Raw genomic sequence first — 24,659 nt, 5'->3', positions numbered from 1 at the left:
GTACAAAAATAAGGAAGCCCGACCAGAATGGCTAACCACGTTAGTAACTGGGCACGAAAAATAGGAGCAAGCGTGCCGTATTGCCTGGATCAACCCCTTTCAGGTCTTCTGTCAAGCCGATTTCGGCAAGGGAAGGCTGCGTTGGTCCAGGCGCGTGAGGCGATGGTCGATGCGGGCGGTGATCGTTTTCACGAAGCGCCTGACAGGCGTCTCAAAGCCCACGAAGCTTCCCCAGGCAACCAGCAGCAACAGGCCGTTGAACCGATAGAAAAAGGTCGTATCGGTCAGGCCGTCAAACGGGTGCAGCCATTGGCTGGCGAGCAGGAATATCGGGAGTTGCAGGATATAATACCCGTAGCTCACTTCGCCGAGCAAAACCAGTTTGGGATGCGCTAGTGTGCGGGTGATAATCGACGTGTCCTGCGACAGACTCCAGATAATCAGCGCGAAGAACGGATTGAGTAAAAAGTCGCTGGCTTCAAAGACACTAAGCAAGAGAACGCAGCCGCCGACACTTCCCAAAAAAACGAAAGCAGGCACCCGCGATCCCGCTGGCAGGCGGCACCGCAACCCAAACTCGTAGGCAACCATGCCGAGCAGAAAACCGGGGATAGCCAACAGGGGAGAACCAATAAACAGAAAACCCCGGCTGCTATCGACAAGGGGCGATGCCAGTAGCAGCGGGCAGGCAGTAGACCCTGCAATACCCACAATCAAAAAAACACGGCGGTAGGTTGCTGCTTCCCGACGAACAAGCGGCAACAGAAACGGAAAAAGCAGGTACAGAAAGAACTCCACCGATAAGGACCAACCCGGTCCGTTGAATGCCTGCCAGGTAGTGACGTGCCATCCCTGTAGCAGCAAAACAGACAGGCACAGATCCCGTTTGCTCAGCGTCTTTGCCGACAGCAACGCGGCCTTCACTAGTTGCTTGGTGCCATCAATTGATGGTGTATGAAACCACCCGACAACGTGCTCAGAAGGCAGGCTTGTAACGAGCAGTGTCAGACACAGGGCAACGAAATACACCGGGTAAATCCGACCTAACCGATTAGCGATAAACAACCCGTAACGAAGCGGCCTGTCGCGGTAGGCGGCTGTCAGGACAAAGCCAGATAGGACGAAAAAGTAATAGACCGCCGAACCACCAGCCAGATTGAAAAAATGGATCTGGTCGAACCAGAGAAAAGGAACGACTTGTCTGGGTAAAATCCCGAAGTGATACACAATAACCAGAAAGGCCGCGACAAAGCGGGTCGAGGTCAGTTGCGGATAAGCCAGCGTGCCGGAGGAGTTCATGGAGAAGGAGGCCTTGCCTCACAAGTTACTGAGTCGGTCTGTAGTTAGTGCGGAACCACTCTTTTTGGGGTCCCTGATCTGGTCGAAAACTATGGCGCAAAAGCCCCCCTACGTTGCCGCTTTTACCCCCGATTCGGGCAGTAGTGCCCCTGTATCTTTGTGTAGTTACCCGATCAAAACAACAAATACAGAATTATGACACAACTCACTGCTTACCTGCATTTTAACGGCAACTGCCGCGAAGCCATGACGTTCTATCAGGAGTGTCTTGGTGGCGAATTGGTGCTGTTACCGATTAGCGACTCACCGATGGCAGGCGACTTCCCGGCCGACAAAAAAGACCAAATCCTGCACGCCGACCTGAAACTGGGCAGCTTTATGCTCATGGGCGATGATTTGCACGTTGGGCCCGGCGACGTTATTGGGCATGCGGTGTCGCTGATGCTGGAATGCGGTAGCGAAGCCGAAATCACCGATCTGTTCGCCAAGCTATCGGCGGGCGGTGAGGTGCTGCATCCGCTGGAACACACCTTCTGGAACAGTCTTTTCGGTGATTTTACGGATCAGTACGGCTTCCACTGGTTTCTGAACTTCAGCAAGCCGGAAGCCGCCTAGCTCGCTGTCGCGCTACTGTCTAGTCAACACACAAATACACTGTCAATCATGAAAACAATCAACACAATTTACTGGATTGCCACGGGTCTGTTTGCCTTCGTTATGCTGGGGTCGGCCATTCCTGATATCATCGTTATGCCCGAAGCCGTGCAGGGGTTCAAAGAAATAGGGTTACCGGCCTATTTGTTACCTCTGGTAGGGTGGGCTAAACTGCTGGGGGTGATTGCTCTGCTGGTGCCCGGTTTTCCGCGCCTGCGCGAATGGGCTTATGCTGGGCTGATGATCGACATTCTGGGGGCTATCTATTGCATCGCCATGAGTGGGAAACCGCTGGGTACGTGGGCGCCCATCATTGTGATTCCGATCGTGGGGTACGTGTCATACGTCTACTACCACAAACGGCTGCTGGCGGCAGCAACTCCCTCGGCTCGCGGCCCGTTGGTGGGCGTTTAAGAAAATACGAACTCGGTAACTCAAGCGCACAACATGTCGGTAAATGGACTTGGGTTACCGAGTTATCCACAATTTCGACAGAAAACAGTGTGGATAACCTAAGTGATTGTGGATTAAATCAGTTTGCTACTCCTTATTAAAGTTTTTGTTGAGTAAACAATGGGCGTCCTCAACAACCATAAACGCTACCGGCTGGCCAGAAAGGCGGCGGCTTCCATCAGCCAGGCGATGCCGATATGAATAAACAGACCGCCCCAGATACTACGTGTCGACAGGGCCAGCACGCCCAGGATGTAGCCGCCGACGAGTGACGAAAGGGTTTCGCCCAACGGTCGCCCGAAGTGAATACTGGCATACCAGACAATCATGGGCAAAACTGGCCCCGGCGTGGTGAGGCCTGTTGGCTGAGTCGCCGCGTTGGTCAGCGCGGGGTTCAGTAGCCGACTGAGACCGATGACCAGAAAGCCCCGAAAGAGCAGTTCGGTCGGCACGAAATCCCAGCCATAGGCCAATTCGTAGCCAAGGATGGTGAGCCACTCCGGTACGTTCAGCGCCAGGTGCGCCCCCGTGTTGCGGTAGGTGGGATAGGCCTGCAAAAAATCGGGTTGGGTAGCGGCTAAGGCAATGATAGGTACCATCAGCAGCAGGAGCGTCAGGTAGACCAACAGGCCTTTGCGCTTTGGTTGCAGGCCGTAAAAGCCATTCTGAGGTTTGTCGATCAGGTAGTAATACAGAACCAGCGGCAGCAGGATCGTCAGGATGGAGTGCAGGTTACCCAGCACGCGGTACACATACGGATAAAGCCGCATATCCTCGACGCGCCGGGCCAGATCGGCGTAAACACTGGAGCCAACGGCATAGCTGTAAACGACCAACGCCACCAGCGTGTGCCGCCAGAAACGCCGGTCGCGCCAGATATCGGAGCGGTGGTGAAAGCGGCTCCATAACCAGAACGCACCGTAATAGGCCGTGGCGTAGAGCGCCAGGTACCATACTGGCCGCCAGGGGCTGAACGGCTGCGCATCGATGATGGTATTCTCCAGCCCAATGGCGTAATTGATGCTGATAAGCAGGGCAACCCAGGCCGCCGTAATGGCATACAGGCCAGGCTTAAAGTCGGCCCGCAGGTACGTTCGGATATCGTGGAGTAATTCGCGCAAGAGGCAGTTTGGTGCTTAACAGGTTTGACGTTTCAGGTTTACCGTCTAAGGGCCTGCTGTAAACATCAAACCTTAGACGGTAAACCTGAAACGCCTTAATCGTTTTCGTCAGAACTGCCACGGGCAAACGCGCCAATCTGATTACCGAAAAAGAGGGCATTCAGAAAGAGCTTGTTGGTGCCGTACCAGAAGGCCCGGAAATTCGGGTTGTCGGCCATGGCGATGACTCGCCCGCTGCCCAGCGTGTTCACGACAATGGCGGGCGTGTCGCGGAAAAGCCGTTCGTTGGCCGACGCCACGTACCCACTCACCAGTGGCGTTGGCGTGTAATAGAGTGGCGTGGCGAAGGGGTCGCGGCTTTTTTCCAGAAACACGGTATTGTCTTTGAACACCGAGAGCAAATTGGTTTTGTAGCCATAGAGCAGCGGGTGCGTGAGGTCAGCACGGGTCTGGAAAATGGCCCCGCCAATCACGCGTGAGCCGCTGTATCGTTCGTAATCGGCATAAGCGCGGGTGCCGGTCGTATCGGTCGGGATGCGCTTGAGCCGGGCGGTCGACAGGCCTTTTTCGCTCGCCCAGCGCACGGCGTCGGTCATGGCCACCAGCGTACCGCCGTTTTGCACCCACTGCCTGATTTTCTCCGTCGGCAGGCCGTTGTAGTCGCCGCTCACAAGCACCAGCACATTGTAGCGGTCGAGGTTGACGCGGCTCATCTGCGCCATATCGACGGTCGATAAGGGAACGTTGACGCGGGTGTCGAGTAGGTGCCACACTTCGCCCGCGTCGAGGTTGCTCACGCCCGAACCCACCACCAGCAACGGTCGAGGTTGCCGCATATTTTTGAAATTGTCGCTGCCCAGATCAATGCCGTCGGGCGTCATCCCCGACGAGACGGCGTAAAAATCGACGCCATCCCGTTCGGCCAGCGTTGCCAGCAGGTTGCGAAGCTGAACGGGGTCTTGCCCATTGGCCAGAATCTGCACCGTTCCGTAATCAAACCGCATCGGCTGCGACTGACTGTAAACCTGCGCACTGAATGGCTGCGATGCGCTTTTGAGCCGGTACCCTTTGCGCATCAGTTCGCTGGCGGCGCGGGGCGCGAAATAGCTGTCCCACGCGAAGAGGTAGGCGTAATCGGTACCGACGGGTCCGCTAATAACCCGCCCTTTCGGGAAGGGGTTGGCCTCGACTTTAGCACCGGGCGTCAGCGCAGTCCGGGCTTCCGAATACGGTACGTTGAAACAATGGGGCATCGACCAGGCCGAGATGTCGTAGAAGAGGCTGTCCTGGAAGGTCGTGCGCTTTTCGAACATGCTGCGGATGAGGCGGTGTTGCGGCTGGGCCAGCGGCACGAGGTACGCATTACCGCGCGTGTAGGTACGTCCGTCGAGGGTTTCGTCGCGGTTCAGTTCATACACGGCTACCTGATTCCGCCGCAGAATGTTCACCATTTCCCAGGTACGTACCCGGTCGTTGCTGTTGCCAAACACATAGGCCCGCACGTCGTCGGCGTTAGCTTCGCGGTAGTGATCGCGCTGGAAATTGAGCAGGTCGACGCGCATGGCCCGCGCCGCCCGGAGTGTCGAGAGCATGGCCGTAAACTGATTGCGGATGGTGAACGGGAAGGTGAGCAGCCCGTTGCTGCCTTCCTGCGCGTGCCCCCGCGAACTCGCCTGCTCAAACAGAATCCCGACGCAGCCGTGCACGTCGGGGTACGTCGAGCCTTTGCCATAGTAGAAGTCGTCGAAGTTTTCCTGCGTGTAGAACAACGAGCCAATCCGCTGCATGCCTTCGGCCTGAAACTGCCCGAATCGGTTGGTCAGCTCCACGTTGCGGCGGGGCGTCAGCGGGTGGGTGCGGCTGGGTACGCCCGGCTGAAAGAAAAACGTGCTGTTGGTGCCCATCTCGTGGTGGTCGGTGAGCAGGTTCGGTTTCCACTCGTGAAACTTCACCATTCGGCTCTGGCTTTCGGGGTGCTGCTGGTAGAGGTAATCGCGGTTGAGGTCGAACCAGTAGTGGTTTGTCCGTCCGTTGGGCCACACCTCGTTGAACTCCCGGCTCGCCGGATCGCTGACCAGGTTCTGGCTCTTGTGCGCGTTGACCCAGTTGGCGAAGCGGTTGGCCCCATCGGGATTGATGCACGGGTCGAGCAGGATGATGCTTTCGTTGAGCAGTGAGTCGATGGCGGGCCCCTGTGCCGCCGCCAGGTAGTACGCCGCCAGCAGGGCCGAATTGTTGCCGCTGGGTTCGTTGCCGTGGACGGTGTAGCCCATCCAGACTACGGCGGGCATTTTGCTCACATCGAGGCCCGTCGAGCGGGCGGGGTCGGCCAACTGAACGTGTTCAGCTTTAAGCCGGTCGATCTGTTGCTGGTTCTGGGGCGACGTGATCGTGAGCAGCAGTAGCGGGCGGCTTTCGTAGGTACGTCCGTATTCCACGAGGGTGATCCGGTCAGATACCTCGTCGAGCTTTTTCATGTAGCCCACGATCTGGTCGTGCGAAACATGCCATTCGCCCACCTGATACCCCAGGTGTTGGCGGGGTGTGGGGATGGCGGCGTTGTACTGAACGGTCTGGGGGAGGTAGTAGCTGTCGGCAACCTGCGCCGAGGCGATCAGGGACGTGAACAGACAGAGAATCAGGTTGATGTAGCGGTTGGTCATAGTGTGTCGGTAAATGCACCACGAAGATGGGGAAGCCCCCACACTATACAAGCCTTACCGGGTTGATTTACTGCACGAAAAGGCCCAAAGGACAATCCAGACGTTACTTTTCGAGCGGATGCGCCATACAGCACGGCCCATTCAGACCGTTCTTTGTATGATGAACTGTATGCAACTTCTCAACGGTCGGCTGCTGGCGATGGCCGGGCTGCTGACGGTGCTGGGCGTAGGCTGTGCCAAACGGACGCTTGCCCCCAACCGAACCAACACAACGACCCAACCGGCCTTCGCTAAAGGCGCCGATATCAGCTGGTTGCCGCAGATGGAGGCGACCGGCTATACATTTTACAACGAGCAGGGCGTATCGCAGGACTGCTTCCAGATACTGAAAGATCACGGCATGAACAGCATCCGGCTACGTACCTGGGTGAATCCATCCAACGACCCGCAGAGCGGGCACTGCAGCCGCGACGAAACGGTGGCGATGGCCGTGCGGGCGCAACAAGCAGGCATGCGCGTGATGATCGATTTCCACTACAGCGACAGTTGGGCCGATCCTTCGAAGCAGATCAAGCCCGCCGCCTGGCAAACGCACGACTTTCCTATGCTGCTCACCGACGTGTATGACTACACCCGCGACGTGATGACGGCCCTGAAGGCCAAAGGCATCACGCCGGAGTGGGTGCAGGTGGGTAACGAAACCCCCGGCGGCATGCTCCTGCCCGAAGGCAGCACGGCCCACTGGAACCAACTGGCGCAACTGATCAACAAAGGCTACGACGCCATCAAGGCCGTAAGCCCGCAGTCGAAGGTGATCCTGCACGTTGATCAGGGCAACAACCGGCCCAGGTTCCGGGCCTGGTTCGATAGCGCCACCGTGCACAAGGCGCGCTACGACGTGATTGGGCTGTCGTATTACCCCTACTGGCTCGATGGCAGTCCCGATTACACGCTGTCGATCAACGATCTGGGCGATAACCTGACCGATCTGGCGACGCGGTACAACAAAGAGGTGATGGTGGTAGAAGTCGGCGGGGAAGACACCGAGGTGCAGAACACCTACGACATGCTGGTGGCCGTGCAGCAAAAAGTAAAGGCTGTGCCTAACCGCAAAGGGCTGGGCGTGCTATACTGGGAACCGCAGGGCGCCCGAAGCTGGAGTAAATACGGCCTCAGCGCCTGGGGCAACGACGGTAAACCGACCAAAGCCCTCGCCGCGTTCCGGGTGGAGTAGTGGGCGCTGGCGAATGTCAAGGCTGCCGAAACAGGATGGTCTAAAGATCGAAATGCTCTCACCGCTTACCAAAATTGCACTGATAGCATAGTGGTTGAATATTTTCGATGCTGTCTGTACCTCCTCTGCTTAGCGGAACAATATGATCTTTGGTCCAAACGTAACGATAGCGCTTGTCAGGCCTATGGGGGATAGATTTCCATAGCCGATTACAGGCGGGGCATTTGTCATGTTCTTTTAACTTAGCAAGCCATTGACTGGTAGTGTGTGTACCAGGAGCTTTGGCTCTTCGTTGCGAATAAGCATTAGCCCTGTCTCTTCGGCATGTTTTGCAATACACATGGAGTTTCGACGTAGATGATGAAATCCAAGTGCCCCAATTATCAGTGCCACATTTTTTACAAGTCATCGATACTACGCCAGCAGCGGCTTTACTACTTTGCCGTGCACGTCGGTGAGGCGGTAGCGGCGACCCTGGTGTTTGAACGTCAGTTTCTCGTGGTCGACGCCCATCAGGTGCATGATGGTCGCCTGAAAGTCGTGGATGTGGACGGGATCTTTGGCCACGTTGTAGCCAAATTCGTCGGTCTCGCCGTACACGAGTCCTTTCTTTACGCCCGCCCCAGCCATCCAGATCGTGTAGCAACGCGGGTGGTGATCGCGGCCGTAGTTTGCTTTGCTCAGCTTGCCCTGCGAGTAGTTGGTCCGGCCGAATTCGCCGCCCCAGATCACGAGCGTGTCGTCGAGGAGGCCGCGCTGCTTGAGGTCTTTCACTAATGCCGCCGACGCCTGATCGACGCTTTTGGTCATCACCTGAATATCATTCGGCAGGTTGCCGTGCTGATCCCAGCCCTGGTGGTAGAGCTGCACAAACTTCACGTCTTTCTCGATCAGCTTTCGCGCCAGCAGGCAGTTGGCGGCAAACGTACCCGGCTTGCGGCTGTCGGGGCCATACATATCGAAAATGTAGTTGGGCTCATGCGCGATGTCGAGCGTTTCGGGTACCGACGCCTGCATGCGGTAGGCCATTTCGTACTGCTGCATCCGGCTGTTGATCTCCGGGTCCAGCACGTGGTGGCTCTGCTCGGCGTGGAGTTTGGTGAGGTAGTCGAGCATGCGGCGGCGGCTCGTACGGTCGATACCCGGCGGATTGTTGAGGTAAAACACCGGATCGGGCCCCGACCGGAACACCACGCCCTGATGCACCGACGGCAGGAATCCGTTGCTCCACAGCTTGGCGTAGAGCGGCTGATCGCCGTTACGGGCTTTGGAGAGCAACACCACAAACGACGGCAGATTCTGGTTGTCGCTGCCCAGCCCGTAGCTGACCCACGACCCGAAACTCGGCCGCCCGCCCTGCTGACTACCCGTCTGGATAAACGTAATGGCGGGGTCGTGGTTGATAGCGTCGGTGTTCATGGTCCGGATAAACGTGGCGTCGCCGGCAATGCCGGCAATGTTAGGCAGTAACTCGCTCACCCACATGCGCCCCGGTCCGTGCTGCGCAAACTTGAACGCTGAAGCCGCCAGCGGAAATTTGTTCTGCCCGGCGCTCATGCCCGTCAGTCGTTGCCCATTCCGGACCGACGCGGGCAGATCCTGCCCCCACATGCTTTCGAGCTTTGGCTTGTAATCGAACAGATCGAGTTGGGAAGGCGCGCCGCTCTGAAACAGGTAGATCACCCGCTTTACTTTGGGCGGGAAATGCGGTTTACCCAGCGCGGGGCCATCACCAGGAGCCGTACTGCCGGCAAACAACTGCCCCGGATTGAGCAGCGACGCCAGCGCCAACGTACCCAGCCCTGCGCCGGTCTGCCCCAGAAACGTCCGGCGACTTAAGGTGTCGTGGATGTTATCGAATACTTCGTCCTGAATGTCCATGAAGTAATGTCATCTGTCGTCATCAGCCTTCGGCGTCATGTATGGTCATTCGTCGTTCTAGTTGCGATAAATGACCACCCAGTGACTATACATGACGCCGAAGGCTACTGACTTCCTTATCGTTTAATAATCGCTTCGTCGAAATTGAGTAAAGTACTCGCTACTACGGTCCAGGCGGCGAGTTGGGCGGGTGGCAACGTTTTATCGACCGGATAATCGCCTACCGACAATAATTCGGCGGCGCGTTTCGGGTTTTTCTGGAAATCGGCCAGTTCGTCGGCGTAGAGTTGCTGCATCAGCGTCAGCTCTTTTGGTCGCGCCGGGCGGCTGATGATGGCTTTGAAAAACTGGTCGATGATCGCCGGTCCCGTGGCCCCGGACCTCTGTGCCGTGCTTCCTGCTTTCTGCGCCAGCACACGGGCGGCTTCCACAAACTGCGGGTCGTTGAGGGTCACGAGGGCCTGCAACGGGGTGCTGGTTTTTTGCCGTTTCACAATACAGATGTGCCGCTCCGACGCATCGAAATTGAGCATCATCGGTGGGGGCGACGACCGCTTCCAGATCGTGTACATGCTGCGCCGGTAGAGGCTGTCGCCCTTGCTCTGCACGTAGTTGACCGCGTTGCGGGTCGAGAGCGCCTCCCAGATGCCCGCCGGTTGGTAAGGTCGCACGCTCGGCCCGCCAATGCGGCGCGTGAGCAGGCCACTCGCCGCCAGCGCGTTGTCGCGAACCTGCTCGGCCGACAGCCGGTAGCTGGGCCCACGACTCAGGTACGTATTGTCGAAATCAGCTTCGCGGGACGCCGCCGATACGGATGAGTTTTGCCGGTAGGTCGCCGACGTTACTATGAGGCGGTGTAGGGCTTTCAGGTCCCAGGGTTTGACGGCCGCCCCGTCGCCAAGCCGGAAACGCACGGCCAGGTAATCGAGCAGTTCGGGGTGGGAGGGGAGCGCGCCTTGATTCCCGAAGTCGTCGACGTTTTTGGCCAGCCCCTGCCCGAAGTATTGCTGCCACACCCGGTTGACCATCACCCGGCTGAAGAGCGGATTCTCGGCACCAAGCAGCCATTGGGCCAGTCCAAGACGGTTTTTGGGTACGTTGCCGGGCAGAGCGGGCAGGAAGTGCGGGGTCGCGGCGGTCACTTCTTCGCCGGGGGCGTCGTAGGCTCCCCGTTGCAGCAGGAACGTGCGGCGCGGCTGACTCATTTCGCGCATCACCATGACCTGATTCGCATCCGTTAGCGTCATGAAGTGCTTGGCCCGGTAAACCATCGTGCTGTCGAAGGTAGCGCGGTAACCGGGGTCCTGCGTGCGGACGTAATAGGTGTAGAGGGCGGCGCGCTGCTCAGGGGTTCGGTTGGCCGACGGGGTGCGCAAGGCCAGGGCCAGCGCGTCGGGTTTGCCAGCCAAACGAGGCAGCTCGATGGGCGTGAGGCAGCGGTTGTAGATCCGCAGTTCGTCGACGGCAAAATCTTTGTAGAAATTATCGTGCATCCGGCCCACGTAGAACGAGTGCTGCGCCCAGTGCGACTTGTGGCGACCCCACACGATGCTGTGAATCAGATGATCCGTCACGGTGCGGGTGGGCATGGGCTCCCCGTTCAGGTAAAGCGTCAGGCCCCGCGCTTTTCCCATTCCGTCGTAGGTGAACGCTACCTGAAACCACTGGCCGACCGGTACTTTTTCCACCGATTCCACATCGAGCGCATTGGCGGGCCATACGTGGCTCAGCATGAGCTTCAATCGGCCATCACCCAACAGGTCAAGCTGGTAACCACGTTGCCCGTCCATCGGGCCGGTGGTGCGCCCCAGCAGCGTAAGGCCGCTGCCGACTTTGTTCAGCTTGAACCAGGAACTGATGGTAAAGGGCTGGTTCTGCTCAAACGCCGCCATTTCGTAGGGTAGCGCGATGTAACTATCGCCGGGCAGAAACCGGGCCTTGCCAAACCGGCCCGGCACCGAACGGGGCAGGTTGTCGACATCGCCGCCTAACTGGGCATGCAGTGTATCGTTGACACTGTTGAGGAAGGCATTGCGTGGGTCCTGCTCAACGGAGGCCCGAGTTTTGGACTGGCGAGGCTCCGGCTTGGGTACGTAGGTTTTCCCGGCGGCTTTAGCCCGTGCTTCAAGGCGTTGCCGTTCCTCGTCTTTTTTGCGGTTTTCGGCGTTTCGTTTTTCATCATACGCCTCCGCGTCGCCCCGGTTTTCCTCGTCGAAGGTGTAGTGCGCTAGCAACGCGGTCTCGTTCGGTTTCGGCTGGGTACGTTCGGCCTGCGCGAGCCAGCCAGCAAACCGTTGCTGATAAACCGGCTGGTTGGGGTTCAACTGCTTCTGGAGCGGCGTCAGCTTTTGCCGGATGTAAGCGAGCTGGGCCTGTTCCTGCTGGTTAAGGAGCGTAACCGTGGGGGCCGCTTCGCCGTTGTAGGGAATCTGTCCCCGTTCGCTGTTCGTATTGAAAAAGGCGTACAGCGAGAAGTAATCCTTCTGCGAAATGGGGTCGTATTTGTGGTCGTGGCAGCGGGCGCATTCGGTGGTTAGCCCCAGAAACGCTTTCCCGAACGTGTTGACCCGGTCGGCGACATATTCCACGCGGTATTCTTCGTCGACGACGCCCCCTTCCTGCGTTTGCTGGTGGTTACGGTTGAAGGCAGTAGCCAGCCACTTGTCGCGCTGCTCGTTGATGTTGGCCGAACGGGGTAGCAGATCGCCCGCCAGTTGCCAGGTTACAAACTGATCGAACGGCTGATTGGCGTTATAGGACCGGATCACCCAGTCGCGGTAAGGCCAGACCGTGCGCAGGCCGTCGTCCTGATAGCCGTGCGTATCGGCGTAGCGCGCCACGTCGAGCCATTCCATCGCCTGCCGTTCGCCGTAGTGCGGGCTTTTTAACAACCGATCGACCACTTTTTCGTAGGCGTTGGGCGATTTGTCGGCCAGAAAGGCGTCGACGTCGGCCGGGGTGGGGGGCAGGCCCGTCAGGTCGAGGCTCACGCGGCGGAGCAGGGTCAGCTTGTCGGCTTCGGACGCGTGGGTCAGTTTCTTATCCCCCAATTTTGCCAGTACAAACCGGTCGATGTCGTTGCGCGACCAGCGGTCGTTAGCTGGGTTAGGCACTTCGGGCATCGTGGGCGCCACCAGCGACCAGTGCTGTTTGTATTCGGCACCCTGTTCAATCCAGCGCAACAACAAGGCTTTTTCGTCGGCACTCAGCGTCAGGTTCGACTTAGGCGTGGGCATTACCTCGTCGGGGTCAGCGCTCAGGATACGGTGGGCCAGTTCGCTGCCACCCGGATCGCCCGGTACAACGGCCGTTTTGCCGCTTTTGGCCAGCGCTTCATAAGCGCCTTCGGGCGTGTCGAGCCGCAGGCCCGCCTGCTGCTTGTTTTTGTCGGGGCCATGGCAGGCAAAGCAACGGTCCGACAGAATGGGCTTGACGTGGAGATTGTAGTCGACTTTTTCGGGCAGACCTGCCTCGGCAGCTACCACGTCGGCCGGTTTGCTCAGGTTATTGTGCTGCCCACAAGACGACCAGATCACGCTACCAAAGGCGGAAGCGGAAGCCAGCAGGCTCAGGTACGTTAAACGCTTCGTTGACCAGCGCTGCATACACCAAATGGTAAGTTGGTTATGAAGCCAAAATTACGTTGGAATAGGACAAAAAAATCTCTGGTTCCTGATATACTTGTGTACAATCTTGACTATTTTGCGCAGAGAGTTGCCCTTATACTGCACAAAAAACATAGTTAGCGGATATATTGACTAAACGTCGGTTACGGTACGCAACCTTTTGCGGATCTTTCTCGTAGCGATAGGTAACTGGTTGCCAATCAATCAATTGGTGTAATCAGGCTTCGGCTTATCAACCACGTCAACACAAATAGCCAATGACCCGCTCACGCCACTACCGCTTCCTGTACATTCTGCTTAGTAGTATCCTAGGCATAGCCCTTGTCGCCTGCGATCACCGGATCGACTTACCCGCCGATGCGCAGGTACGGCTGGTAGCCAACCTCAGCGGTTCGGCTGAACGTCCCAGCCCGGTTAACTCGCCCGGTACAGGTACGTTCGTGGGGATTCTCGACCGGTCGACCCGGGTGCTGAGCTACACGCTGACTTACACAGGAATAACCCCGACAGCGGGCCACCTGCACCGAATTACGCCTAATTCACCCACGCTGACGGGACCAGTCGAGATTCCGTTTGCGGCGCTGGGCTCGCCCATCATCGGTACCGCCATACTGGCCTCGCAGGGCCGGGCGGATAGCCTGATCCGGGGTTTCTACTACGCCAACCTGCACACGCCAGCCAACCCGGCGGGTGAGATTCGCGGGAATATCCGGGTGGACGGCCCCGTGAAGTTGAGTGCGGTGCTGAATGGCGCCAGCGAAAAGCCAACACCAACGCCTTCGGCCGCTACCGGCACGTTTGCGGGGGTGCTGGACCCCGCAACCCGGGTGCTGAGCTATACGGTTACGTATGCGGGCATCACGCCATCGGCGGGCCATTTACACCGGATCACGCCCAATTCGCCAACGGGGGTTGGGCCAGTTGAAATCCCGTTTGCCGCCCTGAGTTCGCCCATTATCGGGATAACCACGCTCACCACCGCCACGCGGGTGGATAGCATGCTGAATGGGTTCTATTACGCCAACCTGCATACGCCGATCTATCCTGCTGGCGAAATTCGGGGCGATATTAAACCATTCTGACCCGGCAACTGGTCTGTCAACTAGTCGTTAACAAAGCCTCCTGGCTGGTCGCTGAAGCGCGGCTACCGACGGGAGGCTTTATTATTGGGACCCATTGTAACCCGCTTCAGGATCGCCACGGCCTGTTCCAGTTCGGCTTCGGTGGATGACGCAAAGCCCATGCGGATGCTGTGTGGTTGCTGCCCCGGGCGCACATGCGGCAGGCCCGACGAGAGCGAAAGCCCCAACGATGCGGCCTGCTCGGCCAGCGCGGGCAGGTCAACATCGGGCCGAAACGTAGCCCAGAGTGCCAGGCCGCCGTCGGGTTTGGTAAACGAGAGGTCGTTGGCCAGTTCGCTGCTCAGTAGTTGAGCGATGTGGTCGCGGCGCCCCAGGTACGTTCGGAGGGCTTTGCGAAAATGGCGCTTCATCTCGCCCGTTTCAAACAATTGCCCAATGGCAAACTCAAGGGCCGGATCGCCCTGCCGGTCGATGATGCGTCGTAACCGGGCTAGTTCGTCGATCAGCGCCGATGGGGCCACCACATAGCCCACCCTAAACGCGGGGGCTACCGATTTGGTCATCGATCCCACGTAAACGACCATGCCGTGCCGGTCGGCGCTGGCGAGGGGCAGGATGGGCCGGCCCAGGTAGTGAAAATCATAATCGTAATCGTCTTCGAAGAGCGCAAAGCCATATTGGTCGGCCAATTGCAAGAGGCGCAGACGCCGGTCGGCCCGGAGTGTGACCGTGGTGGGGTAGTGATGGTGCGGCGTGATGTAGACCATCCGAACGGGCTGACGGGCGCACAGATCAGCCAGCGCGTCTACGTCGAGGCCATGCTCATCCACGGGAACAGTCAGTACGCGCGCACCGGCTTGTTGGGCGTTCATACTCGCCGTCGTCCAGGTGATGCCACCCGTTACCAGCACGTCGCCGGGCCGGAGCAAGGTCTGGCAGACCAGGTGAATACCCATGACCGTGCCGCGCGTGATCAGCACATTGGCGGGTCCGATTTGTAGCCCACGGGTTTCGTTGAGGTGCTGTGCCAACTGTTCCCGCAGGAACGGGTGTCCGTGCGTGTCGGCGTACCCAAAGTGGGCCTGTTTGTTGCCCCAGCGGCTATAGGATCGATAGGCCCCGCTCAGTTCATCGAGCGGGGCCAGCCGGGCGTCGGGCAGGCCATCGTCGAAGCGCAGGCCGGCCGGGCTGTTGCGCACGGGTACCTTCAAGTGCGGGCGCGAGGCGAATGTATAACCGGGCTGCACCGTGGGGTTCACAACCTGATTATGGATGGACTGAGGGGCTGGTTCTGGTAAATGATCGGCGACAAACGTACCGCTGCCTCCCCGGCTGCTTAGCCATCCCTGCGCCAGCAAATCGTCGTAGGCTGCCACCACCGTCAGGCGATTGATGGCAAGTTGGGCGGCCAATAACCGGCTGCCCGGCAGGCGTTGCCCCGCCGCCAACGTACCTGCCCGAATCAGCTGCCCCAGCTGCTGACTAAGCTGAACGTAGAGGGGCGTTGAGGTTGCGGTAGTTAACTGAAGCAGGGTGGCAAAGGGGAGCATGATTGTCGGTAGTTGGCGGCGTTTTACCAAAACTAAACCGGACTAGCTGTTTTTCAAAAACTGGTATATATAGATAGGCCAGTAAAGACTGACGTTTGTGCCATGCAAACACCTCGAACAACCCCCAGCCGGCTGGCGAAACGCACGGCCTACGATACCGAAACCATTTATTCTATTCTGGATGAAGGGCTTTTTTGCACCGTCAGCTACGTGCTGAATGGGCAGCCAATGGCCATTCCTACGGCCTATGCCCGCCACGAAGACCGGCTGTACATTCACGGCTCGGTAGGAAGCCACTTCATTCGCAGCATCGAAAACGGGGCTTCGGTCTGTATCAGCGTGATGCTGGCCGATGGGCTGGTGCTGGCCAAATCGGCGTTCTCACATTCGGTCAATTACCGGTCGGTGGTGGTGATGGCGCAGGCTGAAAAGGTTACCGACGAATCCGAATGCCTGCACGCGCTGACGCTCATTACCGACCACCTGATTCCGGGCCGTTGGGCCGATCTGCGCGCCACGACTGACAGCGAACTGCGCAAAACGACCGTGTTGGCTTTCTCGCTGGCAGAGGCGTCGGCCAAAGTCCGCACGGGCGGCCCCAACGACGACCCCGGCGATGTCGACTTACCTACCTGGGCTGGTGTTATTCCGCTGGAGACGTCGTGGGGAACGCCCATTGCAGCCACTTACAACATAGCCGAACTGCCAAGTTATCTCGGCTGACGGGAACCGCAGCGGCGGGCCGTACGGATGACGCGGATTTTTAGGATAGTCGCGAATTTTTTCTCTGAATGGATAAAAGCCAACTGATCGTGGTCTATCACATTCAGAAAAGAAAATCCGCGACTATCCTAAAAATCCGCGTGCCAATCATTCATTCGTATCTTCGTAAACATGCAAACGGAGACGATCTATCATAAGCGGTTTGGCTTGTTTCGCGATCCGGCGGTGCGGCAGGAACTGGAACGGCTCGATCCGGTGCGCGATCATCAGCGCATGGTGCACCTGCTGGTGGCGTATGAGTTTCCGTACGACATCGTGCGGTCGCTTGAGTTGGCCTTGTTTCATACCTATGCCAGTCCGCGCGTATCGGGGTTATTGGCCCGCACGGGTGAGTTTGAGCGCCACGGCCAGAAACGATACGACGACACCAGCCGACTCATCGCGCAGTTTATGGAATCGGGCTACGACGATGAGAAAGGGCAGCGGGCCATCGCCCACATGAACCACATCCACAGCCATTACCGCATCGACAACGCGGACTATCTGTTTGTACTGGCCACGTTCGTCACGTACCCCATCAACTGGCTACGACGCTACGGCTGGCGGGCGCTTACGCCCAATGAAGAATTGGCGCTCTTCACGTTTTTCATGGAAGTGGGCCGTCGCATGAACCTGCACGATCTACCCGCCTCGATGGCCGACATGCTGGCGTTCACGACGTCTTATGAACACCGGCATTTTCGCTATACCGAAAGCAACCGCCGCGTGGCCGACGCCACCGTCCGCATTGTCGAAGGCTGGTTTCCGACGTGGCTGCGGTTTGCCGTAAAACCGGCTGCTTCAGCTCTATTGACCGAGCCCCTGCGGACGGCGTTTGGCTATCCGGCTGCCCCGGCCTGGTTCGTCAAGACGCTGGAAGGGGCGTTGTGGCTCCGCAAGTGGCCCCTCCGGTGGGTTACGTTCGAACATTACCCGTCTCTGGTTGAAAAAGCCACGTACCGTCATTACCCCGCTGGTGTACCCGCCATCGAAGCCGTCGGGCCGGAGTCAATACGAAAGGCTGGCTGATAGGCTGTCAGTCAGGCACCAACGCGAACTTTGCATTTGTGCTCAAGCCAGCACAAAAAAAGGCAAACCACGCGGCCTGCCTTTCACTGTATCGAATACGTTCTTTTGTGTTACATCGTCGTTACCAGTTCGCCGTATAAATCAAACGGTTGAGCGTCGGTGATACGTACCTGGGCGAAATCGCCGAGGCGCACATAGGTGTCTTTTGTAGCGGGCACCAGCACTTCGTTGTCGACTTCGGGCGAGTCGAATTCGGTGCGGCCGATGAAGTAGCCACCCTCTTTCCGGTCGAAGAGTACCTTGTAGGTCTGGCCTATTTTGGTGAGGTTCTTTTCGTGCGAGATCCCTTCCTGCACTTCCATAATGGCGTCGGCGCGCTCCTGTTTCACCTCGTCAGGTACGTTGTCAGGCATGGTAAAGGAGTGCGTCTGGTCTTCGTGCGAGTAGGTGAACGTACCCAGCCGGTCGAAGCGCATCCGGTCCACAAAGTCGAGCGTCTCGTCGAAGAGGGCATCGGTTTCGCCGGGGTGACCTACAATCAGCGTGGTCCGCAGGTGAATGCCCGGCACTTTCTCGCGGATGGTGTGCACTAACTCCTCGGTTTTTTCGCGCGTAATGCCGCGCCGCATTACCTTCAACAACTCGGTCGAGCCGGTTTGCAGGGGCATGTCGAGGTAGTTGCAGACGTTGGGCCGGTCGCGCATTACGTCGAGCACGTCCATCGGGAAACCCGACGGGTAAGCGTATTGCAGCCGTATCCAGTCGATGCCCTCCACGTCGGCAAGGCGGTCAACTAGGGTAGCGAGTGAGCGTTTTTTGTCCAGATCGAGGCCGTAGTAGGTCAGGTCCTGCGCAATCAGAATCAGTTCTTTGGTGCCACGGCGGGCCAGCGACTTGGCTTCCGTCACCAGCTCGTCCATCGGGCGTGACACGTGGTGCCCGCGCATGAGCGGAATGGCGCAAAACGAACAGGGGCGGTCGCAGCCTTCGGCGATTTTTAGGTACGCGTAGTGCGCCGGGGTTGTCAGCAGACGTTCGCCCACAAGCTCCTGTTTGTAATCGGCGCGGAGCGTCTTCAGCATGCGGGGCAGTTCGTTGGTGCCAAACCACGCATCGACGGTCGGCATTTCGACTTCCAGTTCGTCTTTGTAGCGGTGCGACAAACAACCCGTGACATACACTTTATCCACAACACCCGCCTCTTTGGCATCAACATAACGCAGGATGGTGTTGATCGACTCTTCTTTGGCGTTATCGATGAACCCGCAGGTGTTGATCACCACAATATTGGCATCGTCTTTCTTCGATTCGTGGGTAACGTTCATGCCGTTGCCCCGCAGTTGCGTGTATAGATTCTCGGAATCGACCAGGTTCTTGGAGCAACCCAGCGTGACGATGTTAATCTTATTCTTTACTAAGCCTTTGGTCTTCAAAACAAATCGGTTTTGTTGGTAACGACTGATCGGCGGCGCAAAGTTCGGGGTTGACCCCACCCCCCGGCCCCCTCCCCTCAAAAAAGGGGAGGGGAGGCTTGAATGCCCGCCTCCTTCCGGTGATTGGCACTAGTCTGGTGACTTGCTCTACGGCTTTAATAGTCGATGCTATTTTGATGACCACTAGTATCTTGTGGTCGAACCACCAATACACTACGAATGAGTCAGTTAATACATAATCGTAAACACATGGAGGCGGTGCGGCGGGACTTGCGAAAGGGACCGACCGACGCCGAGGCACGTCTCTGGGAACGGCTGCGGAACAGCCAATTGCTGGGGCGTAAGTTCAGGCGGCAGCATAGTGTGGGTATGTACGTGCTCGACTTTTATTGCCCCGCCGAACGGCTTGCTGTCGAAGTAGATGGCAGCGCTCATGCACCAGCGGAGGCCCGCCAACACGATGCTGAACGGGACGCAACCCTGGCTCAACTAGCGATCCACACGCTGCGGGTAACGAACAACGAAGTTGAAATGGATATTGACGCCGTTCTGGCCAAGATCATTGCCTGCTTTAGCCGTTGACCCCACCCCCTGCCCCCTCCCCTGAAAGGCAGGGGAGGGGAATGCTTTTGAAAAAGCTTTGTTAGCGCAACCGCTGTACGATATTCTTTTTTCCTCCTGAAACAGAGGGGGAAGAGTTGACTAAGTGCCGGTCTTGCTGGTAAGCGAAGCTACTGTAGAGCAGTTCTCCTCCCTTTGTTTAAGGGGAGGGGTGGGGGTGGGGTAACATCAACGCAGCGCTTCAATCTGCGCCTGAATCGCCTGCGTTTGCTGTTCTTTTAGTAAGACAGTCGGCGGGGCAGCCCGGACGGCGCAGTCGGTGATGGGGCAGCGTTCGCAGGTTTCGCCGACGTCGGTGCGGGGAATGGTTGCGTCGTCGAGAAAAGCCAGTGTATTGCGCAGTGTATCGGTGAGGGGCAGGCCGATGTTGATGCTGCTGTTGGTGGTAGTCGGCGGTGATGAGTTGGCGATCGACAGCACAAAATACGCCGACCCGTCGCTGGCATAGGTGGTGATTTGCGCCCGGCAGATCGGCTGCCCGTTCCATTGACCCTGCGTTTGCTGGTCCCGCAGGTCGGTCAGCATCGTCAGGGCGACCTGTCGGCGGCAGTAGTGCTCGTCGCGCGCCACACCGTGTGGGGTGTGCAGGCGGCTCAGGTGTAGCTCTTTCGACAACACGAACCGGGGCTGATCGGCTGAATGGTTAACGCCCGGATTGTCGAATCGGAGGAAAAACAGGTCGTTCAGGCCAAAATCGTGCGCCAGCAGATTCATCATGCGCAGCAAAAACATTTCCGGCGTTACGGTGAACGACGCCATCATGCGCAGTAATTGATCAGGCTGCCAGGTACGTTGGCGAAACAAGTCGGTCAGCAGCGGGTGTAGCGTTTGGCGGGGAATCAGGATGGCCCGCGCGAAGTACGACGCCCGGAAGTTGTTCAGCACTTCATCGAATGATGACGCCCGGAGCATTGATGACTCCAGCGGCCGATTGACCAGTTTCAACTGGTTATACCCGATTTCGCGGCCCAGCGTGAAGGCCGTCTGCTCGGTCGATAATTGGCTGTTGACGAGTAGCGTGTTCTTTTCGGGTAAAAAAACGGAGCGAAGCGACATCAGGTCGGGGTACGTATGGGCGTCGTAAGGAACAACGCTAAGGCTGTACTCCCCGGTGAGGACCTGCGTCAGGTACGTGGGTACGTCGCCGGCTGGCTCACGATTGGGTACGTCATGGCTTGCCAGAAAGGCGTCGGCCTGTTGTTCCAGATCGTCGAAATAAGTGTCGTGCATGGCCTGGTACGTTCGCAGCACCGACAGAAAAAACTGCTCGACACGCAAATCGTAGTTCCGGCCAATCTCGATGATGGTGTTGATGAAGGCGCTCAGCTTAGCGGGTGCATTGGCCATCACTTCCAGAAAATATTCCGGTTCGATGCCAAACAACTCAAATGGCAACTGGCTCAGTGCGTTTGAGTTAAGTAGTTCGGCGACCGGCTCCAGTTGCTTGTTGACCTTCAACGACACTAGAGCATCGTAGTCGGTGTCGAGCGCTTTGGCCAGCGCAAAAATCTTCTCCGTTTTCGGGTACTTTTTCCCCTTCTCAATCTCGTTGAGGTACGACGGCGACAGGCCGGTGCGGTCGGCTAGGTCGTAGGTGGAAAAGCCCCGTTCGGCGCGCAACTGTTTCAGTTTCAGCCCAAAAATGAGGCGTACTTTATCGCGATCTGTAGTCATAGGATACCCCACCCCTAGCCCCTCCCCTTAAACAAGGGGAGGGGAACTGCTCTACAGTAGCTTCGCTTACCGGCAAAAGGATGTCAAAGATGTTCTTTTGGCCTAAAAAGCTGACGAAATAACGGCACTACGCTGTCTGGCTACGCCAGCTACTCAGAAGCCCCCCTCCCCTTGTTTGAGGGGAGGGGGCAGGGGGTGGGGTACAAAGCTACAAAGACCAATTGATAAGAGCGTTTGTAATTAATTTAGCGAACGTTCGCTAAATTATAGAAGTTCGCAGTATGTTTGTGCGTCTACTTAACTTCATCGGTCATGGTCATTGAACAAGCGCAGCCGTTTGCCAACCTCATCAGTCTGAATTTTCCCGCCGAACGGGCCATCGAGTTTCTGGGTCTGAACGATCCGGCCGAACTGTTTTTCCAGCTACCGCCAGCGGCGCTCATTGAGCAGGCGATTCAGCAGGGTGAGGGGCAACTGACCGATACGGGCGCGCTGCAATGCACCACAGGTACGTTTACAGGTCGGTCGCCCAAAGACCGTTACATCGTACGCGACGACCTAACCGAAACAACCGTCGATTGGGGCCGGGTGAACCTGCCGTTTGATCCGCAACGATTCGAGCAGTTGCATCGCCGGATGCGCAGTTACCTCGAATACGAAACCATCTACGTACGCTACGCCCGGGCGGCCAGCGCGGCGAATGAAGCACAGCAACTCAATCTGTGCATTCTGACGACCTCGGCCTGGCAGAATCTGTTCTGCTACAACATGTTTCAGCGTGTTGCGAACGACGAACTGACCCGTTTTGAGCCTGACTTTACCATTCTGGCGGTACCTGAGTTCAAGGCGAATCCGGCTGAGGATGGCACCCGAAGCGAAAATTTTGCGATTCTGAATCTGGCGAAGCGGGTGCTGCTGATTGGCGGCACAGGCTATGCCGGAGAGATCAAGAAAGGTATTTTTTCGGCCCTCAATTTCCTATTGCCTCGTCAGCAGGTGTTGCCCATGCACTGCTCGGCTAACGTGGGCGTCGGGCGTGATGGCAAACCCAACGTGGCGGTGTTTTTCGGGCTATCGGGTACGGGCAAAACGACGCTCTCGGCCGACCCGACCCGCCAACTGGTGGGCGACGACGAACACGGCTGGAACGATGACGGTATCTTCAACTTTGAAGGGGGGTGTTACGCTAAAGTAGTCGACCTGACCCACGAGCGTGAACCACAGATCTACGACGCGATTCGCTACGGGGCAATTGTCGAAAATACGCGGTTCAACGCTGGCACCAGTACTGTCGATTACACCGACACGACGATTACCGAGAATACCCGCACATCGTACCCGATCAACTTTATCGACAACGCGTTGAACCCGTCGGTGGCGGGCCATCCGGATACGATTTTCTTCCTGACCTGCGATGCGTTCGGCGTGCTGCCGCCCATTGCCCGGCTTACAACCGAACAGGCGATGCAGTACTTTTTGCTGGGTTATACGGCCAAAGTGGCTGGTACGGAAATGGGTGTTTCTGAGCCCGAAGCTACGTTTTCGGCTTGTTTTGGGGCGGCGTTTATGCCGCTACCGGCCCGCCAATACGCCGACTTGCTGGGCGAGAAAATCCGGCAGCACAGCACGACAGTCTGGTTGGTGAACACCGGCTGGACGGGCGGTCCCTTTGGCGTGGGGCATCGCATCAGCCTTGCCCACACGCGGGCGCTGATTCAGGCGGCGCTCAACGGCACGCTTGATCCCGATATGGCCAATTCGGGTGGGGTACGTTACCAGGCGCATCCTGTTTTTAGGTTATCCGTTCCAGCGAGCTGCCCAAACGTGCCCGATGCGTTACTCGACCCGCGACAAACCTGGGCCGACGGAGCCGCTTACGATGCACAGGCGAGCGAGTTGAAAGCCCGGTTCGATCAGAAGATAAACGCGTTATAAGCTCACCCATTCACGCACTCAAACGCGCTCGACCGTGACAACCATGCAGTCTTCCCTCGCGAATCTGGCCCTGCCCGTGGGCACCACGCTCGACCGGTTTATCATGCGAAAGCAACTGGCCGTGCCCTACGCCACAGGCGAGTTGTCGCAGTTGTTGCGCGATATGGCGCTGGCCAGCAAAATCATCAACCGGGAGATCAACCGGGCCGGGCTGATGGACATTACTGGCTCGGCGGGGTCAGGCAACGTGCAGGGCGAAACGCAGCAGAAGCTCGACGTGGTGGCCAATATCCGGTTTATTCGGGCGCTCAAAAACGGTGGGCAAACCTGCGCCATTATCTCCGAAGAAGATGATGACATCATTCACACGGGCAATCTCAATGCCAGGTACGTTGTCGCGATTGATCCGCTCGATGGGTCGTCCAACATCGACGTCAACGTGTCGATCGGTACGATTTTCAGCATCTACCGCCGCATTACGCCCGTCGGAACCCCCGCAACGCTGGCCGATTTTCTGCAAGGCGGCGATCAGCAGGTAGCGGCGGGCTATATTCTCTACGGCTCCTCCACGATTCTGGTGCTGACGACCGGTGACGGGGTCAATGGGTTTACGTATGACTTGTCGCTGGGCGAATACATCCTGTCGCACCCCGGCTTGAGCCAACCGCCGATCGGGCAAATTTTCTCCTGCAACGAGGGCAACGTACTCGACTACCCGGTCTCGGTGCAGACGTACCTGCAAACCTGCCGTCAACAACGCCTGACGGGCCGCTACATCGGCTCGCTCGTCGCTGATTTTCACCGGAATCTGATCAAGGGTGGTATCTATCTGTACCCGCCCACGGTGAAAACGCCGAATGGCAAATTGCGGTTGCTCTACGAATGCTTCCCGATGGCGTTCATTGCCGAGCAGGCGGGCGGCGTAGCCACCAACGGGCCGATACGTTTGCTCGACGTAGCGCCTGATAACCTGCATCAACGGAGTCCGTTGTTCATTGGATCCGCCGAGATGATTCGTCAGCTTAACGGCAGTGGCGACGTAGGGTAGCTGTGGGTGAAAGCGGTTACGGGAATGCCCTTAAAATAGGCTTCAATGCCAAACGGTAAGCCTTTACCGTAGTCGTAGATCGGCGTAGCGCAGCCATCCTGATCGATGAAGCGGAAATACAAATACAGGAATTTGCCAAATGAGACCGTATGCATCTCAATGGCAGCCACGTTGGCAGTCGTGAGTACCGTATCGGTGCTGGCCCGGCTGACGACCATGGATTGCGTAGGGGGATCGAGGTAGACAAGGGTATCCTTGATGATGGTTGCCAACTGACGCTCGGTCCAGTAAAGACGGCTCAACACGTAAATGAAGAAGGCCGTCAGTCCTGGCATAAATCCGATTAAAAGATAATGCCAGAGTTTCGTAGCTGTGGGGAATCGAGTTAGAAATAGCCAATCTCCGTAGACTACTAGTAACGTGATTGGTAAAACCCATACGGTTTCGCGCCACCAGAAATAATCGTTGGGATAGGCGTACGTGACGGGCTGGCTGAGCGGCGATTCATCGCCTAGCGTCTGGCTGGTATACTTCAACAGCCCGCGTATTGCCAGGAAGAACAGCCCAAAAACGACCAGAAAGGTTACCATCATG

Annotated in this window: 19 protein-coding genes; 9 read left to right on the top strand and 10 right to left on the bottom strand. The window is 57.6% G+C overall.

Features of this window, described 5'->3' with window-relative positions; genetic code table 11:
- Positions 1-111: 111 nt before the first annotated feature.
- Positions 112-1,299, bottom strand: coding sequence for an acyltransferase family protein (locus FAES_RS26925; RefSeq protein WP_015334370.1), 1,188 nt, complete (start codon positions 1,297-1,299; stop codon positions 112-114).
- Positions 1,300-1,494: 195 nt separating this feature from the next.
- Here FAES_RS26925 and FAES_RS26920 point away from each other — a divergent pair, with 195 nt between their 5' ends.
- Both FAES_RS26920 and FAES_RS26915 read left to right on the top strand, forming a co-directional pair.
- Complete coding sequence (locus tag FAES_RS26920; protein ID WP_015334369.1) at positions 1,495-1,914, top strand: VOC family protein; 420 nt, start codon at positions 1,495-1,497, stop codon at positions 1,912-1,914.
- A gap of 48 nt (positions 1,915-1,962) precedes the next feature.
- The gene (locus tag FAES_RS26915; protein ID WP_015334368.1) at positions 1,963-2,367 is read left to right on the top strand and encodes a DoxX family protein; all 405 of its coding nucleotides are present in this window, start codon (positions 1,963-1,965) and stop codon (positions 2,365-2,367) included.
- Between the two features lie 185 nt (positions 2,368-2,552).
- Here FAES_RS26915 and FAES_RS26910 read toward each other — a convergent pair whose 3' ends face one another.
- Positions 2,553-3,527 (bottom strand): CPBP family intramembrane glutamic endopeptidase, encoded by a 975-nt coding sequence (locus FAES_RS26910; RefSeq protein WP_015334367.1) that lies wholly within the window; start codon positions 3,525-3,527, stop codon positions 2,553-2,555.
- A 95-nt stretch (positions 3,528-3,622) separates the two neighbouring features.
- Complete coding sequence (locus tag FAES_RS26905; protein WP_015334366.1) at positions 3,623-6,190, bottom strand: M14 family zinc carboxypeptidase; 2,568 nt, start codon at positions 6,188-6,190, stop codon at positions 3,623-3,625.
- 169 nt (positions 6,191-6,359) lie between these two features.
- Here FAES_RS26905 and FAES_RS26900 point away from each other — a divergent pair, with 169 nt between their 5' ends.
- Positions 6,360-7,424, top strand: a complete 1,065-nt coding sequence (locus FAES_RS26900; protein ID WP_229364547.1) for a glycoside hydrolase family 53 protein — start codon at positions 6,360-6,362, stop codon at positions 7,422-7,424.
- 58 nt (positions 7,425-7,482) lie between these two features.
- Here FAES_RS26900 and FAES_RS30855 read toward each other — a convergent pair whose 3' ends face one another.
- The 3 genes from FAES_RS30855 to FAES_RS26890 form a co-directional block, all read right to left on the bottom strand.
- On the bottom strand, positions 7,483-7,833 hold the full coding sequence (locus tag FAES_RS30855) for an HNH endonuclease (RefSeq protein ID WP_083891512.1): 351 nt from the start codon (positions 7,831-7,833) through the stop codon (positions 7,483-7,485).
- A gap of 5 nt (positions 7,834-7,838) precedes the next feature.
- Positions 7,839-9,305: a DUF1501 domain-containing protein gene (locus FAES_RS26895; RefSeq protein ID WP_015334364.1), complete on the bottom strand. Its 1,467-nt coding sequence runs from the start codon at positions 9,303-9,305 to the stop codon at positions 7,839-7,841.
- Positions 9,306-9,421: 116 nt separating this feature from the next.
- Entirely contained in the window at positions 9,422-12,910 is a 3,489-nt protein-coding gene (locus FAES_RS26890; RefSeq protein ID WP_015334363.1) for a DUF1553 domain-containing protein, read from the bottom strand.
- Between the two features lie 278 nt (positions 12,911-13,188).
- On the opposite strand from FAES_RS26890, the gene FAES_RS26885 reads away from it, so the two are divergent.
- Positions 13,189-14,013 carry a CHRD domain-containing protein gene (locus FAES_RS26885; protein WP_015334362.1) on the top strand — a complete coding sequence of 275 codons (825 nt, stop codon included), beginning with the start codon at positions 13,189-13,191 and terminating at the stop codon, positions 14,011-14,013.
- A gap of 62 nt (positions 14,014-14,075) precedes the next feature.
- Here FAES_RS26885 and FAES_RS26880 read toward each other — a convergent pair whose 3' ends face one another.
- Positions 14,076-15,563: an aminotransferase-like domain-containing protein gene (locus tag FAES_RS26880; RefSeq protein ID WP_015334361.1), complete on the bottom strand. Its 1,488-nt coding sequence runs from the start codon at positions 15,561-15,563 to the stop codon at positions 14,076-14,078.
- A gap of 102 nt (positions 15,564-15,665) precedes the next feature.
- Between FAES_RS26880 and FAES_RS26875 the strand changes: the two genes are divergently transcribed.
- Entirely contained in the window at positions 15,666-16,286 is a 621-nt protein-coding gene (locus FAES_RS26875; protein WP_015334360.1) for a pyridoxamine 5'-phosphate oxidase family protein, read from the top strand.
- 171 nt (positions 16,287-16,457) lie between these two features.
- Positions 16,458-17,354: an oxygenase MpaB family protein gene (locus tag FAES_RS26870; RefSeq protein WP_015334359.1), complete on the top strand. Its 897-nt coding sequence runs from the start codon at positions 16,458-16,460 to the stop codon at positions 17,352-17,354.
- A gap of 110 nt (positions 17,355-17,464) precedes the next feature.
- Here the strand turns inward: FAES_RS26870 and rimO are convergent, their stop codons facing one another.
- Entirely contained in the window at positions 17,465-18,787 is a 1,323-nt protein-coding gene (gene rimO / locus FAES_RS26865) for a 30S ribosomal protein S12 methylthiotransferase RimO (RefSeq protein ID WP_041258433.1), read from the bottom strand.
- A 219-nt stretch (positions 18,788-19,006) separates the two neighbouring features.
- Here rimO and FAES_RS26860 point away from each other — a divergent pair, with 219 nt between their 5' ends.
- Positions 19,007-19,369 (top strand): endonuclease domain-containing protein, encoded by a 363-nt coding sequence (locus FAES_RS26860; RefSeq protein WP_015334357.1) that lies wholly within the window; start codon positions 19,007-19,009, stop codon positions 19,367-19,369.
- Between the two features lie 207 nt (positions 19,370-19,576).
- Here the strand turns inward: FAES_RS26860 and FAES_RS26855 are convergent, their stop codons facing one another.
- Positions 19,577-21,082: a helix-turn-helix domain-containing protein gene (locus FAES_RS26855; protein WP_015334356.1), complete on the bottom strand. Its 1,506-nt coding sequence runs from the start codon at positions 21,080-21,082 to the stop codon at positions 19,577-19,579.
- A gap of 312 nt (positions 21,083-21,394) precedes the next feature.
- On the opposite strand from FAES_RS26855, the gene pckA reads away from it, so the two are divergent.
- A complete protein-coding gene (pckA, locus tag FAES_RS26850) occupies positions 21,395-23,017 on the top strand; it encodes a phosphoenolpyruvate carboxykinase (ATP) (protein ID WP_015334355.1) in 1,623 nt (540 codons plus the stop codon).
- 43 nt (positions 23,018-23,060) lie between these two features.
- Entirely contained in the window at positions 23,061-24,065 is a 1,005-nt protein-coding gene (gene fbp / locus FAES_RS26845; protein ID WP_015334354.1) for a class 1 fructose-bisphosphatase, read from the top strand.
- Here fbp and FAES_RS26840 read toward each other — a convergent pair.
- Positions 24,035-24,655, bottom strand: coding sequence for a hypothetical protein (locus tag FAES_RS26840; protein WP_229364546.1), 621 nt, complete (start codon positions 24,653-24,655; stop codon positions 24,035-24,037). The genes fbp and FAES_RS26840 overlap by 31 nt on opposite strands.
- Positions 24,656-24,659: the final 4 nt, after the last annotated feature.

This window comes from Fibrella aestuarina BUZ 2 (assembly GCF_000331105.1).
GTDB lineage: Bacteria > Bacteroidota > Bacteroidia > Cytophagales > Spirosomataceae > Fibrella > Fibrella aestuarina.
The sequence above is the reverse complement of the archived record's forward strand: the minus strand, read 5'-3'. Positions and strand labels throughout refer to the sequence as shown.

Excerpts from the sequence above, each read along its gene's own strand:
- FAES_RS26925 (WP_015334370.1), bottom strand. The coding sequence starts at position 1,299 with ATGAACTCCTCCGGCACGCTGGCTTATCCGCAACTGACCTCGACCCGC.
- FAES_RS26920 (WP_015334369.1), top strand. The coding sequence starts at position 1,495 with ATGACACAACTCACTGCTTACCTGCATTTTAACGGCAACTGCCGCGAA.
- FAES_RS26915 (WP_015334368.1), top strand. The coding sequence starts at position 1,963 with ATGAAAACAATCAACACAATTTACTGGATTGCCACGGGTCTGTTTGCC.
- FAES_RS26905 (WP_015334366.1), bottom strand. The coding sequence starts at position 6,190 with ATGACCAACCGCTACATCAACCTGATTCTCTGTCTGTTCACGTCCCTG.
- FAES_RS26900 (WP_229364547.1), top strand. The coding sequence starts at position 6,360 with ATGCAACTTCTCAACGGTCGGCTGCTGGCGATGGCCGGGCTGCTGACG.
- FAES_RS30855 (WP_083891512.1), bottom strand. The coding sequence starts at position 7,833 with ATGACTTGTAAAAAATGTGGCACTGATAATTGGGGCACTTGGATTTCA.
- FAES_RS26895 (WP_015334364.1), bottom strand. The coding sequence starts at position 9,305 with ATGGACATTCAGGACGAAGTATTCGATAACATCCACGACACCTTAAGT.
- FAES_RS26890 (WP_015334363.1), bottom strand. The coding sequence starts at position 12,910 with ATGCAGCGCTGGTCAACGAAGCGTTTAACGTACCTGAGCCTGCTGGCT.
- FAES_RS26885 (WP_015334362.1), top strand. The coding sequence starts at position 13,189 with ATGACCCGCTCACGCCACTACCGCTTCCTGTACATTCTGCTTAGTAGT.
- FAES_RS26880 (WP_015334361.1), bottom strand. The coding sequence starts at position 15,563 with ATGCTCCCCTTTGCCACCCTGCTTCAGTTAACTACCGCAACCTCAACG.
- FAES_RS26875 (WP_015334360.1), top strand. The coding sequence starts at position 15,666 with ATGCAAACACCTCGAACAACCCCCAGCCGGCTGGCGAAACGCACGGCC.
- FAES_RS26870 (WP_015334359.1), top strand. The coding sequence starts at position 16,458 with ATGCAAACGGAGACGATCTATCATAAGCGGTTTGGCTTGTTTCGCGAT.
- FAES_RS26860 (WP_015334357.1), top strand. The coding sequence starts at position 19,007 with ATGAGTCAGTTAATACATAATCGTAAACACATGGAGGCGGTGCGGCGG.
- FAES_RS26855 (WP_015334356.1), bottom strand. The coding sequence starts at position 21,082 with ATGACTACAGATCGCGATAAAGTACGCCTCATTTTTGGGCTGAAACTG.
- pckA (WP_015334355.1), top strand. The coding sequence starts at position 21,395 with ATGGTCATTGAACAAGCGCAGCCGTTTGCCAACCTCATCAGTCTGAAT.
- fbp (WP_015334354.1), top strand. The coding sequence starts at position 23,061 with ATGCAGTCTTCCCTCGCGAATCTGGCCCTGCCCGTGGGCACCACGCTC.
- FAES_RS26840 (WP_229364546.1), bottom strand. The coding sequence starts at position 24,655 with ATGGTAACCTTTCTGGTCGTTTTTGGGCTGTTCTTCCTGGCAATACGC.